Below are 17641 nucleotides of genomic sequence, written 5' to 3'. Positions count from 1 at the left end.
ACCACGAGTGCCGGGTCGCCGTCGTACGTCTGGAGAGGAGTGGACCCGTCGAAGGGCAGGGTCCGGGCGACGCCGTCGACGAGCACGGTGAGGTGGGTGCCGTCGCCGGACAGCACCTCGACCGGTTGGTAGGCCCCGAGAGCTCCGGTGGTCGGGTCGAGCAGCGACGCCGTGGCGGCGCCCACTCCCAGCCCCGCCGCCGTCGCGAGGTCAGCCGTCGTGTCCACGTCACGCCGGGCGTCGGGCAGGGCTCCGAGGGCGAGGGCCACCGCACCGGAAGCTGCGTGGCGCACGCTCGAGCCGATGCGCTGCCCGCCTGAGATCTCCGTTCCGTAGAACGGATCCAGTGGTACGCCTCGGGCCACGAGCATGGTCGTGCCCAGTTCGTCGTGGTCGGTGAGGAAGCTGCGGGACCAGGCTCGCGAGCCGACGATCACCTGCTGCACCGAGCGAGTGCGCAGGGCCGGCAGGTCGCCCACGCAGGCCAGCACGGTCTCCACGCCGTCGGCGCGCAGCAGGGTGTCGGCGTGGGCCAGAGCCAGGTTGAGCGACCCCCGTGACGAGACGTGAGCGACCGACGCCGCCGGATCGGGCTCGGCGAGGAGACGGACGTCCAGTCCGCGCCGACGCAGCGCCGGAGCGAGGTCGGGTTGGTCGCTGACCACGACGATCTCCCGTACGGCCGGACGCAGCGCAGCGAGCGTGTCGATCGCCATGCACCGAGCCAGCCGCTCCCGGAGCGGGTCGGGCAGGGCAGACAACCGGGACTTGGCCGCCGGCAGCGTCTTGAGCGCCACCACGGCGACGACCCGGTCGACGAGCGAGCGCGCGGGGGCGTCACCGATGCGGGGTGGCGGCAACGTGTCCATGATCGTCCGATGCTGCCACGATCCTCTAGGGTGAGGTGACTTCGTCCGGATGGAGGTGCGGGTGACCGATCAGTCCGGGATGCCACCCGGCGGACTGCGACGTCCGTCGTCGCGGGCCACGGGCCTGCGCAAGGTCAACACCGAGCCGGCCGAGAAGACCCTCGTCGCGGTCATCTCGATCCTCAGCGGGATCGTCCGACCGTTCACCCACCGCGACTGGCGTGGCCAGGAGAACCTGCCTGCCACCGGCGGGGTGCTCGTGGTCGCCAACCACATCTCGAACTTCGACCCGATCGCTGTCGGTCAGTATCTGGCCTTCTCCGGTCGCTGGCCGCGGTTCCTGGGCAAGGCCAGTCTGTTCACGGTGCCGGTCATCGGGCGCATCATCACGGCCTGCGGGCAGATCCCTGTCCAGCGTGGGACGAAGTCGGCGGTCCATGCGCTGGACGCCGCCGTGGTGGCGGTGGAGTCCGGCAAGGCGGTGGTCATCTACCCGGAGGGCACCGTCACCCTCCACGAGCAGCTGTGGCCGATGGTGGCCAAGTCGGGTGCGGCGCGGATCGCCCTGCAGACCGCCTGTCCGGTCATCCCGCTGGGGCAGTGGGGCGCCCAGGACGTCATGTGGGGCAAGAAGATCCACTTCCCCAAGCTGCTGCCGCGCAAGACCCTGCGACTGACCGCCGGACCTCCGGTGCCGCTGGACGACCTGCGGGAGGGTCCCATCACGCCGCAGACCGTGGCCATCGCCACCGAGCGGATCATGGCCGCGATCACCGAGCTGGTCGTCGAGCTGCGCCAGGAGCCGGCCCCGCCGGAGCTGTTCGATCCTCGCCGAGCCCGCCGGGGTGACGTGCCCGGGGAGCCGGAGAGCTCGTCGGACTCGTCTGCGGGGGCAGATCCCGACCGCCGAGTCGACGAGGAGACCACATGAGCAGCCGGGTGGCCGTGATGGGTTCGGGGTCCTGGGGGACGGCCTTCGCGCTCGTGCTCAGCGACGCCGGTCAGCAGGTGTCCATGTGGGCCCGTCGCCCCGAGGTGGCGGAGGCGATCACCCACCAGCACCGCAACCCCGACTACTTCCCCGACATCGAGCTGCCGGACTCCGTCGTCGCCGCGACCGATCCGCACGCGGCCATGGAGGGCGCCGAGTTCGTGGTGATGGCCGTGCCGTCCCAGACGCTGCGCCGGAACCTGGAGACTTGGGCCATCCCGACCGACGCCGTGATCGTCAGCCTGGCCAAGGGCATCGAGCTCGGCACCGGGCTGCGGGTCAGCGAGATCATCGAGCAGGTCGCCGACATCGAGCCCGACCGGGTCGCCGTGGTGACCGGACCCAACCTGGCCCGCGAGATCGCCGAACGGCAGCCGTCCGGCAGCGTGGTCGCCAGCACGTCGTTGGCCACGGCGGAGCGGCTGCAGGCCATCTGCCACACGCCGCGGTTCCGGGCGTACACCAACACCGACGTGGTCGGCTGCGAGCTGGGTGGAGCGACCAAGAACGTCATCGCGCTGGCGGTCGGGATGGCGGTCGGTCTCGGTCTCGGGGCCAACGCCACGGCCACCGTGATCACCCGGGGGTTGGCGGAGTCCAGCCGGCTGGGGCTGGCGCTCGGCGCGGACCCGTACACGTTCTCGGGGTTGGCCGGTCTCGGCGACCTGGTCGCCACCTGCAGCTCGCCGCTGTCGCGGAACCGCACCTTCGGCGAGCAGCTGGGCCGGGGTCACTCGGTCGCCGAGATCGCCGCGTCCACCCGTCAGGTGGCGGAGGGTGTGAAGTCCTGCGCGTCGATCCTGGACCTGGCTCGGCGTGCGGACGTGGAGATGCCCATCGTCGAGGCGGTCAAGACCGTGATCGACGGGACCGAGACGCCACCGCAGATGATCGCGAGCCTGATGGCTCGCTCCGCGAAGCCCGAACGCTACTGACAGCTCCCGCCGATCAGCCGGGCAGCGAAGGACGACTACACCGCGTAGGTGAGGCAGTCCGCGCTGTCGGCGCCGGCGCCGATGCGGACCGCGTCGGCCGTGCACTCCAGGGACGAGTTGTGGGTGCAGTCGGCGCGCTGGCAGGCGCCGACGTGGGAGACCACGCGATCCAGCCCGCCCTTGACGCCCAGGGGGATGAAGGTCGCGCAGTTGGCGTCGCTGCCGCTGGCGCCGATGGTCACGGCGGCGGCGTTGCAGGCGTGCTCGTGGTTGTAGGAGCAGCCGTCCACCGTGCACTCGCTCACGGCGGGTAGATCCATCAAGCTCGTCATGGTGACCTCCGGGATCGGGCTTCGGGAGCGCCTGGCTCGACGCAGTGATCTGAGTCACGTTAACCCCGTGCGGGGGTGCCGTACAGGCAGCGAAGGCTTGCCTCAGGGCACAGCGACCGCCGTCCGGGCCCCGTCGGTGTGGCGGGGATCGAGATGCCGGATCCGTGACGTCCGTCAGGTCCGGTCGTCGGTGGTGCGCGCCACAATGGACCCGTCGGGAGACGGCGGGAGAGCGGGGGACCGAGGATGTCGGTGCAGGCGCAGGTCCGGATGGCGGCCGGGTTCTACCGGGAGCGGGCCCTCTTCCGCTACGGCGCGCACCTGCGACGGGACCCGCTGTGCCGCCTGCACCTGGGGTCGGGGAGCCGGAACCCCTACCCCCTGTACGACGAGGTCCGCCGGTGTGGTCCCCTGATCAGGTCGGTGGTGGGTGCCTGGACGTCGGCCACGTACGCGGTCTGCGAGCAGGTGCTCCGGGACCGCCGCTTCGGCGTCGACGCACGCCCGGCCGACCAGCGGGCGGCGTCGCCGATGCTGTCCTTCCTCGAGCTCGACCCGCCCGACCACACCCGGCTCCGCCGGTTCGTGATGCCGACCTTCTCTCCCAAGGCGGTGGCCGGCTTCGACCCGCAGATCAGCACCGTCGTCGGCGAGCTGCTCGAGGCGGTGCCGGCCGACGGCGCCTTCGACCTGGTGGGCGGGTACGCCGCGCCGATGCCGATCGCGGTGATCACCAGGCTGCTGGGCATCCCCGACGCCGACAGCGAGGAGTTCCAGCGCTACGGCCAGGTGTTCGGCAGTGCCCTGGGCGGCCTGCAGTCACTCCGGCACGCGCGCGAGCTGGGTGAGGCCCAGAGCAGGCTGCAGCGGATCTTCGAGGACCTGATCCGCCGGCGTCGAGCCGCTCCCGGCGACGACGTCATCAGCCGGCTGGTCACCGCGCCCGGTGAGCAGATCGAGGCCGGCGACATGGTGCCGCTGTGCACCCTGCTGCTGATCGCCGGCTTCGAGACCACTGTCAACCTGATCGGCAACACGGTGCACGCGCTGCTGCAGCGGCCCGAGCTCTGGCGGCGGGTGGCCGAGGACCCGACGTTGGTCGACGCCGCGGTCGAGGAGACGCTGCGTTTCGACTCGCCTGTGCAGCGGACCGCCCGGGTCGCCCAGGCCGACGTCGAGCTCGGCGGCCGACTGGTCACGCGCGGGCAGATGGTGGTGACGCTGATCGGTGGGGCCGGCCGGGACCCGGAGGTGGTGGACCGGCCGGACGTGTTCGACCTGGATCGGACCGGTCGCGATCACCTCGCCTTCTCCGCGGGCGCTCACTACTGCGTCGGTCGGCCGCTGGCCAAGCTGGAGGCCACCATCGCGGTCCGTGAGCTGGTCAGCCGCTTTCCGGACCTGCGGATCGACGGCCGCCCCGAACGACGACCCGGGACCCTGATCCGCGGTCTGGCCCACCTGCCCGTCCGCACCTCGATGGCCGCCCGCCGCACGTACGCCACCGCCTGACTGCGCACGCGGGTTCCCGGATGTGGCTCGGTGGCGGCCTCCGGTCTGTTCGGTCGCCCGCCGAGTTCCCGGGTGCGGCCCGGTGGTGGCTTCTGGTCCGTTCGGGCACGCACGGGCTGCCGAAGAGGGCTCCGAGGCGCATCCCGGGGACGGCGGAAGACTGCCGCGGCTTCACGCCCCGGCGAAGCAGCTGGCGGCGACCGCCGACGGCACCGCCCGTGATCGACGGCCCGGCGAAGCCGACGCTGGGGCGTCTGGAGGCTCAGCTCTCAGCCGACGCGGCGGTGACCGCGAAGTAGAGCAGCAAGCCGATGCTCATCGAGGCCGGGCGGAGGTAGCCGGCGACGGGAGCAGGAAGAAGGCCGAAGCCGAGAAGCGTCGAGAGCACGCACGGAAGAGGCGTCAGGAACGCCCATCGGCTTGCCGGTGGATCACGACGCAACGCCTCGATGGTCAGGCTGCCGCTGAAGACGGCCAAGGCACCGAACACCCCGACCGCGCTCACCGCGAGCAGGGGCGTCGCCGAACGAGGCGAGGGCCGGGAGGCGTCCGTCGGCTCGAGCGACGCCTCCCGCCGGTAGGCCTGGATCACCGTCCCGCAGCACACGTGGGTCAGGACACCGGACACCGCGAAAGCCGCGGCGGAGGCGGTGGCGAGGCGGCGCCGAGGTCCGGGACGCGTCGCTCCACCGATAGCGTGCAGGCTCAGCCACTGCAGAACGCCGATCCCGACGGCTCCGGTCACCGTCCCGACGTGGACACGGCGAGTCGAGAGCTCCGCGCCGTTCCACAGCGACCGCCATCTCCGGTCGGCGTCGACGTGCGACGGGATCATGCCCACGGCTCGGTCGAAGTCACGTCCGGAGACGGACCGGCCCAGCAGGAGGACGTCGCCGACACCGGACAGGATCGCGCCGCCCACACCGATCAGGGCAGCCGTACGCCGGCTCGGCCGCCGAGACCCACCCGCCGCTGCGGTCATGACGGCACAGTAACCAGTTCGGCGCCGTCCCGTCCGGCGGACCCGGACCGTCGGCGTCGGCCGAGCGGTCGATCGGGAGTCGCGTGTCCCAGCGCCACTCACCTCCGCCGAGTGCTGGCGAGCAGGTCGAAGTCGAGGCCCGCGTCCGCCCCACGATCGGTCCAGCGGCCCTAGTCTGAGCGACATGGACGAGAGCGAGCTCCATGGTCTGCTCGAGGACGCTGCGGCGGAGTTCAACGTTCCCGGTGCTCAGGTCGGTCTGCTCCGGCGAGGTCGACGCACGGTCGTCTGCACGGGGTCACTCGAGGCGACGGGTGAGCGCCCGGTCGTGGCTGACACCGCCTTCCACGCCGGATCCCTGACCAAGGCGGTCACCGGCCTCGTCGTCCTCGGCGCCGCACGAGCGGGCCAGCTCGACCTCGACGTCCCCTGCGACGAGCAGGCCCCGGGACTCTGGTCGGACACCCCGCGGGCCCTGCTCTCGCAGACCACCGGGCGAGCGAACGTCCTCCCGGAGAACGACGAGGCGCTGGAGGACTTCGTCGCTCGGGTCGCCTCCCTGCCGTTGGTGCACCCACCCGGGCGCTTCTCCTACGGCAACGCCGGCTGGTCGGTGCTCGACCTGCTGCTGCGACGCACCACCGGTCACGGCTTCGAGGAGTCAGCGAGTGCTCTCGGTCGTCAGCTGACGTTCGGGATGCCGGTGGACGCCGCCGCGGGCCACATCGCGATGGCGGAGGGGCCTCCCCGGCCCGCACCGCCCACCTACGCCCCCGCCGCGTCCGCAGCCGGATCGCGGTGGTGGGCGACAGCTGACCAGCTGCTCGACTTCGCCGCCGACAACCTGGCGGCGCGAGCCGGCGACGTCGCGGACGCGGACCTGCTGGCGCTGCGGACCCCGACGGCGCCGCTGCCCGGGGCGACCGTGTTCGACACGTGGGGCTTGGGCTGGGCGATCTGGGACCGGGGTGCCCATCAGGCCTTCGGCTGGGCCGGCTACACCGGCGGTCACCGAGCCTTCCTGCGCTGCTTCCCCGCGCAGGACGCCGCGGTCGTCGTCCTCGCCAACAGCGCCGGGTCGCTCTTCGGCCCGCCCGGTGGCAGCTCCCTGTTCGACGCGCTGCTGCCCCGGCTGCTGGAGCTGCTGCAGGTGCCGCCGCTCGTCGAGCCGGACTACGACGCGGCTCCCCAGGCGACGGCGGGGCTGTCCGGCCGCTACGGTCCGCTGGAGGTGGAGGCCGACGGCGTCGACGGGGTGCTGCTGAACGCCGCGGCGTTCGGTGAGACGCGGCCGCTGCCGTGCCGGCGTCTCGGCGGCAACACCTTCAACGTGCTCGGCAACCCGCAGGGGAGCACACCGATCGCCTTCGACGCCGACCTCCTCTACCTCGGACCGTTCGCCCTGCCGCGAGGCTGAGCCGGCACCGACGCACGATGCCGTGCCGATCGGGTAACTGGTTGGGAGCCGGGCCCGGTGGTCGGCTACGCCGCTGGGCCTGGTGCCCGATGAGGCACCCAGAGGTACGCATCCTTCTGCCCGACCCGACCTGGCCGTCGCCGAGGTCGAGCGGCACCGTCGGACGGGAAGGACGGGTCGGTCTGGGGTGCGGGAGATGCGGCGACGAGCGGAGCGAGGAGCTGGGGTGGCCGTCGGTGCGCGGTCTCGCTCGTCGCCGGTCCCGACGGCGCCACCAGCGGCGGAGCTCGAAGCCCTTCTGGCGCTGCAGCGGAGCGCGGGTAACCGGGCGGTCAGCCGAGTGATCGCCCCCTCGACGGTCCAGCGTGACTGCGAGTACGAGCCGGGGGAGAAAGCGGCGGCGTACCGCGGAAGCATCCTGGCGCCCGACGTGCGGAAGCTGGCCAGCACCGGATCCGGCTACAACGCCGCCGCGGGCTCGGTGCTGGTGGCCGACTTCGAACCCGACTCCGCCCGGGTACGCACGGACGCCACCGCCGAGCTTCGCGCCTCCTGGCGCGGCACCCTGGAGCGCGACGGCAAGCAGCGCTATGCCCTGCTCGGGTTCAGCGACTGCACCGGGGACGAGACGACGAACACCTCGCTGCGGTCGGCCAGGGCCCGTGCGGTAGCGGCCCTGCTGCCGAAGACCGCCGCCCGCGGCGTGGTCGGTGCCGCTCCGGCCGGCGACTTCATCAAGCCGGGCAACACGAACCGGGAGGAACGGGCCCTCAATCGTTCCGTCCTGATCCGCCTTCCGCCGGAAGAGCTGAGCCAATCGGTCCAGGTCGACGAGTACAGCGAGGCCGCTGTCGCGTACTGGCGGGCCAACCCGGAAGGCACGGTGAACGACCTGGTCACCTTCACCAGTGGACGAGCGCAGGCACGGTTGGTCGCGAACGGCGTGCCGCTGCCCGCGGTGGCCCCCGGCACCTCGCACGCGGCTTCAGCGACTGTGGCCTACTTCGACCCGGGCACCTGGACGATCACCATCGACCTCGCCAAGATCACCTCCGACGTCAAGCAAGCCGGCGTGACGGCCACGACCAAGCTGCGGGCTCTCGACGCGGAATCCGTCGCGATCTTGTCGAAGACCTGCTACCACGAGGCGCGGCACGCCGAGCAGACGTTCCTGGCCGCACGGGTGGAGGCCGAGGAGAAGGGAAGCCGGACCAGTGCGGACCGGCTCGCGCGGTCGATGGGGATCCAGGTCGCCGTCGCGCAGAAGGCCATCGACGCCTCGGCGGTGACGATGCCGGACGTGCTCAAAGCCAAGGCTCGAGACTGGCTGACCTTCAGCAGCGGCGGCCGCCACCAGCCGTACAAGGCCTGGAACGAGGGGTTGAAGAACGAGCTGACCGTCCTATTCTTCGTCTACACCACGCTGCTGGAGGACCTGGCCAAAAGCGGAAGCGCCGTCGCCATCCGGGTGACCTGGGAGAAGGGGCTGCACCCGAACCTGGACAAGACCTTCCGACGCGACTACTCGTTCCGGGCCGACACGATGATCAAGAACCTGACGGCGTCTCCGCACCAGGACCCGGTCGACCTGGACGTCCGCACGGCCCTGGTGAAGACGGCCAACCTGCTGTTCACCGTGCTGATCAAGGAGCGCGAGGCCGGCAAGCTACCCACTGTCGACCAGGCGGCGGCGATGGACGCCGCGGCCACGGACACGGCCAACAAGGAGGCACGGCTGTGGTTGCTCCAGCTGCACATCGCGCTGGTGCAGCTGGAGGTGGCGATCGACGAGGCGTACCGGGCCTATCCGCACGAGGCGGATGCCTACAAGGTGGGGGAGCAGGTTGCCACCAGCATCAAGGAGCAGGCGTCGCCGTGACGGCCGGGAGTGACAACCGAGCCGCCCGATAGGGCTCGGGGGTGGCCTCCGGCCGCGTGGACCCTTGCGCGTCGACCGGCCGTGACTCGGCGGCCGCATCCAGCGGCCCCCGCACGCCCGGCCCCGCACGCCCGTCCCCGCACGCCTGGCCCCGCACGCCCGGCCCAGCGCACCCGGCAGCCGGACGCGCTCCGCCACCGCTCAGTCGTCCACGGACCCAGCGCCATCGGACGGCCCGGCGGCGGCGTCCAGGGCCTGGGCCAGGTCGGCCCACAGGTCCTCCACGTGCTCGATGCCCACCGACAACCGGACCAGGCCCTCCGGCACCGTGGCCAGCTCACCGGCCCACCGGCGCCGCCGTTCCAGCATGGACTCCACGCCACCCAGGCTGGTGGCGAAGACCCAGAGCTCGAGCGCGGCCACGAACGCGATAGCGGTCGGCCCGTCGGCCAGCTCGATCGACAGCAGCGACCCGGGTCCGCTCATGGTCCGGGCGGCCACGGCGTGGCCGGGATCGTCCGCCAGTCCCGGGTAGCGGACCCGGTTCACCGCCGGGTGCGCCGCCAGCCGCTCGGCCAGCACCTGCGCGTTCGCCTCGGCCGCGTTCAGCCGGAGCGGCAGGGTCCGCAGACCGCGGAGCACCAGGTACGCCTCCATGGTCCCGGGGGCGGCGCCGTGCAGCTTGCGGACCCCCTCGAGCCGACTCATCAGCGTGCCGTCGCGCCCGACCAGCAACCCGAGCAGGGCGTCGGAGTGACCGGAGATGAACTTCGTCCCGGAGTGCAGCACCAGGTCCGCGCCGAGCTCGAGCGGCTGCTGGCGCAGGGGAGTGGCGAACGTGCTGTCCACCACCGTCGTCACCCGGCCACGCAGCGCACCGCACAGCGCCGGCAGGTCGGCCACCTCCATCATCGGGTTGGTCGGTGACTCCAACCAGACCAGGTCCGCCCCGTCGGCGGCGGCCAGCACCTCGTCGGTGTTCGCGATGTCGACGCGGCGGAGCTGCAACCCGTCGCGGGCGGCTCGCTCCTCGGCGGAGGCGGCCACCCCCAGATAGCAGTGCGTGGGCAGGACCAGAACGCCGCCTGCGGGCACCAGCTCGAGAGCGGCGTGCGCCGCGGCCATCCCGCTCCCGTACGCCAGCGCGGTGCCGCCCTCCAGCGCCCCGACCGCTTCCTCCAGGGCCGACCAGGTCGGGTTGCCGTACCGGCCGTAGCCGCGTTCGCCCTGCCCCGAGGGCTCGACGCCGACGTACGTCGCGGCGAAGACCACGGGCGGGTTCAACGGTGCGTCCGGCTCGGTCGCCGGCCGACCCGCGTGCACGGCCACGGTCGTGGGGTGGAGGGCAACGGGACGGTGCGGGGGGACGGGCGTCGACGAGGTCACCGGATCAGTGTTTCCTACCGCATGCGCGCCTGCCCGGGCGGAGGTCACGGGGCCGGTAGGGTCGGGCCCGATGATCCCCGCACCGCCGGAGGGCGCGCGATGACCGCCAGCGCACCCAGCGCACCCAGCGCCCCCAGCCGCCCGCGTGTCGCCGTCGTGTTCGGCGGCAGCAGCAGCGAGCACGCCATCTCCTGCCTCACCGCGGGCAGCGTGCTGGCCGCCATCGACCGGGACCGCTACGACGTGATCGCTGTCGGCATCACCCGGTCGGGTCGCTGGGTGGTGGTCCCCGACGAGCTGCAGGACCGGCTGCAGATCGTGGACGGGACGCTGCCCGAGATCAGCGAGGACCTGCTCGACGCCATCTGGCTGCGCACCACGACCGGCACCGACCTGGCCGTCCGCGCCGACGCCGCGACCACCCCGGACCCGTCCGACGGAGACGACCTCGTTCCCATGCCCCAGAGCTCGGCCCTGGCCCGCCTCGGTTCGCTGGACGTGGCGTTCGCGCTGCTGCACGGACCGTTCGGCGAGGACGGCACCATCCAGGGCATGTTCGAGATGATGGGCACCCGCTACGTCGGTGCCGGGGTCCTGGCCAGTGCGGTCGGCATGGACAAGATCTTCATGAAGCTGGTGCTGGCCGCCTCGGGACTGCCCATCGGCCCGTTCGTGTCCGTCCTGCCGCGCGACTGGGAACACGACCGGGCGGCCTGCCTGGAGGCGGTCGCCGCCCTGCACTACCCGCTCTACGTGAAGCCGGCGCGCGGTGGGTCGAGCCTCGGGATCACCCGCGTCACCGAGTCGGGCGAGCTGGTCGCCGCGATCGAGCACGCCCGGCAGTTCGATCCCAAGGTGATCATCGAGGAGGGCTTCGTCGAGGCACGCGAGCTGGAGTGCGGCGTCCTCGGCACTCTGGGCGGCGGTCTGCCGGAGGCCAGCCAGGTGGCCGAGATCCGGGTGCACACGGAGTCGGGCTTCTACGACTTCGACGCCAAGTACCTGCCGGAGGAGCAGGTCGACCTCGACGTGCCGGCCGACGTGGACACCGACGTCGCCGAGGAGGTGCGGGGGCTCGCGGTGCGGACCTTCGAGGCGGTGGGCTGCGAGGGTCTGGCGCGGGTGGACGTGTTCGTCACCCGCGATCGGCGGGTCTACGTCAACGAGATCAACACCATGCCGGGCTTCACGGCGCACTCGATGTTCCCGCGGATGTGGGCCGCCGCCGGGATGTCCTATCCCGAGCTGGTGGACCGGCTGCTGATGCTGGCCCTGGAGCGTCCCGTCGGTCTGCGCTGAGCCTCCCGCCCCGGGCCGCTGGGCCTCAGATGCACCGGCGCTCGGCGGGGATCTTCTCGACCGCCGCGGCCACGTCCACCAGGGCGGTGGCCTCCGGCGCGTAGTCCGGCGGGACCCCGACCTGGACGTACACCGGCCGGCCGATCGTGGTGAACAGGTAGCCGCCCTCGACCTGCTCGGCGAACCAACCGACCCCGTTCACCTCGAAGCACTCGCTCGCCGCCCCCAGGGAGGGCGGCCTGTCCACCCCGCACTTCAGCGTGATGGTCGGGTCGCCCCAGGCCGCGGACAGGACGCCGGGCTGGACCGTACGGCGGGGCTGGTCGAGGACCGTGGCGGGCAGCGCAGCCATCACGGGCGTGCACTGCTCGCGGATCTCCGCGGTGGGGGTGGGGTCGGTCATCGTGACCGTACGGGAGCAGCCGGCAGCCAGGACCAGCAGCGCGACCACGCACGCCGCCCCGACGCGGGCGGCGCCGGGTCGACCGGGTGGGGTGCTCAGATGGGGACCGGTTCTCAGATGTGCACGACAGGACAGGTCACGGTGCGGGTGATGCCGGGCACGTTCTGCACCTGGGCGACGACCAGCGCGCCCAGCTCGTCCACGCTCGAGGCCTCGGCGCGCACGATGACGTCGTACGGCCCGGTGACGTCCTCGGCGAGGGTGACACCGTGGAGCGCGCCGATCGCCTGGGCGACCTCGGCTGCCTTGCCGACAGTGGTCTGCACCAAGATGTAAGCCTGAACGACCATGCTTCTCCTCCGATTCGGGCCCGAGTCACGGACTCGCCGTCAACCTATCGCGTCGTCCCGACCCGCAGAAGCCCAACTGCTGAAGAAAGGCCGAACCGTTGCCTGTCGGTTCCAGCCCCGCCGGACCCACCCTCGGGGAGTCCGGCGAGTTCTCCCTGATCGCCCAGATCACCGCGGACCTGCCCACCTCACCGGAGATCCTGCTCGGTCCCGGCGACGACGCCGCGGTGCTCCGGATCGACGGTCCCGTCCTCACGTCGGTCGACCTGCTGGTCGAGGGCGTGCACTTCCGCCGGGACTGGTCGAGCGCCACCGAGATCGGGCGCAAGGCCGTCGCGGTCAACGTCGCCGACATCGAGGCGATGGGCGGGCGGGCGGTGGCGATCGTGGTCGGGCTGTCGGCCCCGGGCGAGCTGCCGCTGGCCTGGGCGCTGGAGCTGGCCGACGGCATCCGCGCCGAGGGTGACCGGTCCGGGGTCGTCCTGGTCGGCGGCGACGTGACCGGCGGCCGGGAAGTGACCCTCTCGGTCACCGTCGTCGGGGCGCTCGACGGTCGGGCACCGGTGCGCCGGTCCGGGGCCGGGCCGGACCAGGTGGTGGCCCTGGTCGGCCGGACCGGGTGGGCCGCCGCCGGGATGGCGGTGCTGCAACGCGGCTTCCGCTCCCCGCGCGCCGTCGTCGAGGCCCAGCGGGTGCCGGCGGTGCCGTACGGGCAGGGGCAGGTGGCCGCCGACGCCGGGGCCACGGCGATGATCGACGTCTCCGACGGGCTGCTGGCCGACCTGGGTCACCTGGCCCGGGCCTCGGGGGTCACCGTGGACCTCGCGCTCGACGCCTTCGAGGTGCCCGACGTGCTGCAGGCAGTGGCCGCGGCGACCGGCAAGGACCCGTACGCACTCCTGCTGACCGGGGGCGAGGACCACGCCCTGGTGGCGTGCTTCGTCGACCGCGGGGCGGTGCCCGACGGGTGGCAGGTCATCGGTCGGACGCGGAGTCCCGGCGAGGGGGAGACCAGCGGGGTGCTGGTCGACGGGAACGTGTGGGAGGGCCCGGCGGGCTGGGACCACTTCGGCGCCGGCCGATGAGCCCGTCGGCCACGCCGCTGGGACTGCCGACCGCGCGGGTGCTGACCATCGCCGGCTCCGACTCCGGTGGCGGTGCCGGCATCCAGGCCGACCTCAAGACGATGCTGGCCTTCGGTGTGCACGGGATGAGCGCCCTGACCGCGGTCACCGCACAGAACTCGCTGGGGGTGCAGGGCTGGTGGCCGCTGCCCGAGGAGGCGGTGCGCGCCCAGGTCCGCAGCGTCGTCGACGACATCGGCGTGGACGCGGTCAAGACCGGGATGCTCGGGACGGCCGGCACCACCCGCCTGGTCGCCGCGCTGCTGGGCGAGCTGCCCAGCGGTGTGCCGGTCGTGGTCGACCCGGTCTGCGCGAGCAAGCACGGCGACCCGCTGATCGACGACGACGCGGTGGACGCCCTCCGGGGTGAGCTGCTGCGGGTGGCGACGGTGATCACGCCCAACCTGCCCGAGGCCGAGCTGCTGGCCGGCCGGTCCGGCACCCCCGCGGAGCTGGCCGAGACGCTGCTGGCGCACGGGCCGGCCTGGGTGCTGATCAAGGGTGGGCACGCCGAGGGTGATCCCGTGGACCACCTGTTCGGGGCCGACGGGACGGTCGCGGAGTTCGCGGCGGCGCGGTCGGACAACCGGCACAGCCACGGCACCGGCTGCACCCTGGCCTCGGCCATCGCCAGCCGGCTCGGCCTGGGCGACGACGTGGTCGGCGCGGTCGGGGCGGCCAAGACCTACATCAGCGGCGCCGTCGCCGCCGGCTTCCCGCTCGGTGCCGGGATCGGCCCCACGGACCACCTCTGGCGGCTCCGGGCCCATCTCTGACGACGAGGCCCGACCCGGCACGACCTGGGGGTGATCGTCACTCAGCCGACACTCAGGATGCGGCGCGTGACGCAAGTGACGGATGAGGCGATGGCGTAGGCTCACCGTCCATGGCGACCCGCGTGTCTTCCCCACCGCGGTCGCGAGCCAAAGCCAGCGCCTCCTCGGGTGCTGGTTCGCCGCCGCGGTCGTCCGGAAGCAAGACCAAGTCCAGCGCGCCCGCGCGCTCCGGCTCCACCCGGAGCGGCAGTGCAGCGCGGGGCGGGAGCAGCACGCGCAGCAGCAGCGGGTCGGCCAAGAAGCCCGCCCACCGCGCGCCGGCCCCACGGTCGTCGTCGCGGTCGCGGCGGAAGCCGCCACCCACCCCGATCCTCGTCCGGATCGGTCGCGGCCTGGCCGCGGTCTGGCTCGGTCTGGCCCACCTCGTCGGCTCCGCGGCACGCGCCATCGGCAGCGGTGCCCGTGACCTCGATCCGGCGCTGCGCCGGGACGGGCTCGGTCTGTTCCTGATCGGCAGCGCGATCGTCATCGCCGCCGAGTTCTGGTTCGGGTTGCCCGGAGCGGTCGGCCACGGCATCCACGTCGGTGTCGCCACCCTGATCGGCACGCTGGCGTACGCGGCCCCCCTGCTGCTCGTGGCGATGGCCTGGCGGACCCTGCGGCACCCCGAGCGCAACGGCCCCGGCGGACGTCAGTTCGTCGGCTGGTCGGCCATCACCTTCGGTCTCCTGGGTCTGATCAACATCGCCCACGGTCTGCCCCGCACCAACGACCCGGCGGCGCTGCGGGAGGCCGGCGGGATCTTGGGCTACCTCTCGTCCAGTCTGCTGGCCGACCTGCTGACGCCGTACGTGGCCGTGCCGCTGCTGGTGCTGCTGCTCGGCTTCGGTCTGCTGGTCGTGGTCGGCATCCCGCTGCACCAGATCCCGGAGCGGGTCCGCGCCCGGGTGGAGCCGTTCCGCCGTCCGCTGGTCATCCGCGGCGAGGTGGACGAGTACACCGGGGACGAGGCGTACGAGACCCCCATCATCGAGGAGCGGCCCAAGCGCGGCCGTCGCAAGCAGGCGGCGCTGACCGCCGACGCCGAGCTGGAGGAGTTCGATCCCAGCGAGGGCATCGCGCTGGAGCCCGACCTGGACGCCTCCGCCTTCCTGGCGCCGGCCGACGACGACGGCGCCGGGGCCGGGGCCGCCGAGCGGGCCGACCGTGCCGAGCAGGCCCGACAGAAGAAGGTCACGGCCGGGCTGCCGCCGGGGGTCACCGTGCACGGCGAGAACACCGAGCTGGAGGCGCCGCCGCACACGCCCATCCCGCAGCGGGTCGAGCAGCTGCAGCTGTCGGGCGACGTGCAGTACCTGCTGCCCGACTCCGAGCAGCTCCGGCAGGGCAGCGTGCACCGCGCCCGGACCGAGGCGAGCGACTCCGTGGTGGGACGACTCACCGGGGTCCTCGAGCAGTTCGAGATCGACGCCAAGGTGACCGGCTACACCCGCGGCCCGACGGTGACGCGCTACGAGGTGGAGCTGGGTTCGGCGGTCAAGGTCGAGAAGGTCACGGCCCTGAGCAAGAACATCTCGTACGCGGTGGCGAGTGCCGACGTGCGGATCCTGTCGCCGATCCCCGGCAAGTCCGCGATCGGCATCGAGATCCCGAACACCGACAAGGAGGTCGTCTCCCTCGGTGACGTGCTCCGGTCGAACCGGGCCCGCAACGACCACCACCCGATGACCGTGGGTCTGGGCAAGGACGTCGAGGGTGGCTTCGTGGTGGCCAACCTGGCCAAGATGCCGCACCTGCTGGTCGCCGGTGCGACCGGCTCCGGCAAGTCCAGCTTCGTCAACTCCATGATCACCTCGGTGATGATGCGGGCGACGCCGGACGAGGTGCGGATGCTGCTGGTCGACCCGAAGCGGGTGGAGCTGACCGCGTACGAGGGCATCCCGCACCTGGTCACCCCGATCATCACCGCCCCCAAGAAGGCGGCCGAGGCCCTGCAGTGGGTCGTCCGCGAGATGGACATGCGCTACGACGACCTGGCGGCGTACAACTTCCGGCACGTGGACGACTTCAACAAGGCGGTCCGCGCCGGGTCGGTGAAGCCGCTGGAGGGCTCGGAGCGGGTGCTCGCGCCCTACCCGTACCTGCTGGTGATCATCGACGAGCTGGCCGACCTGATGATGGTCGCGCCGCGGGACGTCGAGGACTCGATCGTCCGGATCACCCAGCTCGCCCGTGCCGCCGGCATCCACCTCGTGCTGGCGACGCAGCGGCCGAGCACCGACGTGGTCACCGGTCTGATCAAGGCCAACGTGCCCAGCCGGCTGGCGTTCGCGACCTCGTCGATGACGGACTCCCGGGTCATCCTCGACCAGCCGGGCGCCGAGAAGCTCGTCGGTCAGGGTGACGGTCTGTTCCTGCCGATGGGGCAGAGCAAGCCGATCCGGATCCAGGGCGCCTGGGTGACCGAGGCCGAGGTCCGGACGGTGGTCAACCACGTCACCGAGCAGCTGAAGCCGGTCTACCGCGAGGACCTGTCCGCGCCGGCGGAGTCGGCGACCAAGGTGGCCGAGGACATCGGCGACGACCTCGAGCTGGTGCTGCAGGCCGTCGAGCTGGTGGTCACCCTGCAGCTCGGCTCGACCTCCATGCTGCAGCGTAAGCTGCGGGTCGGCTTCGCCAAGGCCGGCCGGCTGATGGACATCCTGGAGACGCGGGGCGTGGTCGGCCCGTCGGAAGGCTCCAAGCCGCGCGAGGTGCTGGTCAAGCCCGACGAGCTCGATGCGGTGGTCGACAACCTGCGCCTGGGCTGAGTTGTCGTCACTCGCTGCATCCGCAGCGGAGCCGCTCGCGACGGGGCTTACCGGTCCAGCACGGCAACCAGCTGCCGGAGCGCGTACGCGTAGCCGTTGATGCCGGCACCGGCGATCACCATCTCGGCGATCCCGGACACGTACGAGTGGTGCCGGAACTCCTCCCGCCGGTGGACGTTGCTGAGGTGCACCTCGGCGACCGGCAGCCCCACCCCGGCCAGCGCGTCGCGCAGGGCGACCGAGGTGTGGGTGAGACCGCCCGGGTTGATCACGATGCCGGCGCAGTCGGCGCGGGCTTCGTGGATGGCGTCGATCAGCACACCCTCGTGGTTGCTCTGCACGCAGCGGACCTCCCAGCCGGCCGCCGCCGCGGTCTCAAGGGCCAGTCGCTCCACGTCGACGAGGGTGTCGTGGCCGTACACGGCGGGCTCCCGGGTGCCGAGCAGGTTGAGGTTCGGACCGTTCACCAGGAGCAGTCGGCGGTTCAGGGGAGCGTCCACGAGCCGTACGCTACCGGCCCTGTCTGCCGTCCGAGGTGATCTGTGGCACCGACGAGGTCCGGCATACTGGTCCGGT

The 17641-nt window shown here is 72.3% G+C and carries 16 protein-coding genes; 9 read left to right on the top strand and 7 right to left on the bottom strand.

Annotated elements, in window-relative coordinates:
* Positions 1–869: 2-phospho-L-lactate guanylyltransferase (gene cofC / locus ABD714_RS07640; protein WP_344811707.1), on the bottom strand; the 869-nt coding region annotated here is incomplete at its 3' end.
* A gap of 61 nt (positions 870–930) precedes the next feature.
* On the opposite strand from cofC, the gene ABD714_RS07635 reads away from it, so the two are divergent.
* Both ABD714_RS07635 and ABD714_RS07630 read left to right on the top strand, forming a co-directional pair.
* Complete coding sequence (locus ABD714_RS07635; protein ID WP_344811706.1) at positions 931–1800, top strand: lysophospholipid acyltransferase family protein; 870 nt, start codon at positions 931–933, stop codon at positions 1798–1800.
* Positions 1797–2795 carry an NAD(P)H-dependent glycerol-3-phosphate dehydrogenase gene (locus ABD714_RS07630; protein WP_344811705.1) on the top strand — a complete coding sequence of 333 codons (999 nt, stop codon included), beginning with the start codon at positions 1797–1799 and terminating at the stop codon, positions 2793–2795. Before ABD714_RS07635 ends, ABD714_RS07630 begins: the two co-directional genes overlap by 4 nt.
* A 35-nt stretch (positions 2796–2830) precedes the next feature.
* Here ABD714_RS07630 and ABD714_RS07625 read toward each other — a convergent pair whose 3' ends face one another.
* Positions 2831–3127: a DUF1540 domain-containing protein gene (locus ABD714_RS07625; RefSeq protein ID WP_344811704.1), complete on the bottom strand. Its 297-nt coding sequence runs from the start codon at positions 3125–3127 to the stop codon at positions 2831–2833.
* A gap of 252 nt (positions 3128–3379) precedes the next feature.
* On the opposite strand from ABD714_RS07625, the gene ABD714_RS07620 reads away from it, so the two are divergent.
* Entirely contained in the window at positions 3380–4639 is a 1260-nt protein-coding gene (locus ABD714_RS07620) for a cytochrome P450 (protein ID WP_425562353.1), read from the top strand.
* A 262-nt stretch (positions 4640–4901) separates the two neighbouring features.
* On the opposite strand, the gene ABD714_RS07615 is transcribed toward ABD714_RS07620, so the two are convergent.
* Positions 4902–5621 carry a DUF6796 family protein gene (locus tag ABD714_RS07615; protein WP_344811702.1) on the bottom strand — a complete coding sequence of 240 codons (720 nt, stop codon included), beginning with the start codon at positions 5619–5621 and terminating at the stop codon, positions 4902–4904.
* A 184-nt stretch (positions 5622–5805) separates the two neighbouring features.
* Here ABD714_RS07615 and ABD714_RS07610 point away from each other — a divergent pair, with 184 nt between their 5' ends.
* Both ABD714_RS07610 and ABD714_RS07605 read left to right on the top strand, forming a co-directional pair.
* Positions 5806–7038, top strand: coding sequence for a serine hydrolase domain-containing protein (locus tag ABD714_RS07610; protein WP_344811701.1), 1233 nt, complete (start codon positions 5806–5808; stop codon positions 7036–7038).
* Between the two features lie 226 nt (positions 7039–7264).
* A complete protein-coding gene (locus ABD714_RS07605; protein WP_344811700.1) occupies positions 7265–8917 on the top strand; it encodes a hypothetical protein in 1653 nt (550 codons plus the stop codon).
* Positions 8918–9118: 201 nt separating this feature from the next.
* Here ABD714_RS07605 and ABD714_RS07600 read toward each other — a convergent pair whose 3' ends face one another.
* Positions 9119–10303: a trans-sulfuration enzyme family protein gene (locus ABD714_RS07600; RefSeq protein WP_344811699.1), complete on the bottom strand. Its 1185-nt coding sequence runs from the start codon at positions 10301–10303 to the stop codon at positions 9119–9121.
* Between the two features lie 99 nt (positions 10304–10402).
* Here ABD714_RS07600 and ABD714_RS07595 point away from each other — a divergent pair, with 99 nt between their 5' ends.
* Entirely contained in the window at positions 10403–11602 is a 1200-nt protein-coding gene (locus ABD714_RS07595) for a D-alanine--D-alanine ligase family protein (protein ID WP_344811698.1), read from the top strand.
* A 25-nt stretch (positions 11603–11627) separates the two neighbouring features.
* Here ABD714_RS07595 and ABD714_RS07590 read toward each other — a convergent pair whose 3' ends face one another.
* Complete coding sequence (locus ABD714_RS07590) at positions 11628–12053, bottom strand: DUF3515 domain-containing protein (protein WP_344811697.1); 426 nt, start codon at positions 12051–12053, stop codon at positions 11628–11630.
* Between the two features lie 65 nt (positions 12054–12118).
* Positions 12119–12355 carry an Lrp/AsnC family transcriptional regulator gene (locus ABD714_RS07585; protein ID WP_344811696.1) on the bottom strand — a complete coding sequence of 79 codons (237 nt, stop codon included), beginning with the start codon at positions 12353–12355 and terminating at the stop codon, positions 12119–12121.
* A 98-nt stretch (positions 12356–12453) separates the two neighbouring features.
* Here ABD714_RS07585 and ABD714_RS07580 point away from each other — a divergent pair, with 98 nt between their 5' ends.
* The 3 genes from ABD714_RS07580 to ABD714_RS07570 all read left to right on the top strand — a co-directional run bounded on the left by ABD714_RS07580 (position 12454) and on the right by ABD714_RS07570 (position 17065).
* Positions 12454–13440 (top strand): thiamine-phosphate kinase, encoded by a 987-nt coding sequence (locus ABD714_RS07580; protein WP_344811695.1) that lies wholly within the window; start codon positions 12454–12456, stop codon positions 13438–13440.
* Positions 13437–14255, top strand: a complete 819-nt coding sequence (gene thiD / locus ABD714_RS07575) for a bifunctional hydroxymethylpyrimidine kinase/phosphomethylpyrimidine kinase (protein ID WP_344811694.1) — start codon at positions 13437–13439, stop codon at positions 14253–14255. Before ABD714_RS07580 ends, thiD begins: the two co-directional genes overlap by 4 nt.
* 110 nt (positions 14256–14365) lie before the next feature.
* Positions 14366–17065 carry an FtsK/SpoIIIE family DNA translocase gene (locus ABD714_RS07570; RefSeq protein ID WP_344811693.1) on the top strand — a complete coding sequence of 900 codons (2700 nt, stop codon included), beginning with the start codon at positions 14366–14368 and terminating at the stop codon, positions 17063–17065.
* 47 nt (positions 17066–17112) lie between these two features.
* Here ABD714_RS07570 and aroQ read toward each other — a convergent pair whose 3' ends face one another.
* A complete protein-coding gene (gene aroQ / locus ABD714_RS07565; protein WP_425562352.1) occupies positions 17113–17565 on the bottom strand; it encodes a type II 3-dehydroquinate dehydratase in 453 nt (150 codons plus the stop codon).
* Positions 17566–17641: the final 76 nt, after the last annotated feature.

This window comes from Microlunatus aurantiacus (assembly GCF_039536605.1).
In the GTDB taxonomy this organism is placed as follows: domain Bacteria; phylum Actinomycetota; class Actinomycetes; order Propionibacteriales; family Propionibacteriaceae; genus Microlunatus; species Microlunatus aurantiacus.
Note: the sequence above shows the minus strand (reverse complement) of the source record. Positions and strands in the feature narration are given on the sequence as shown.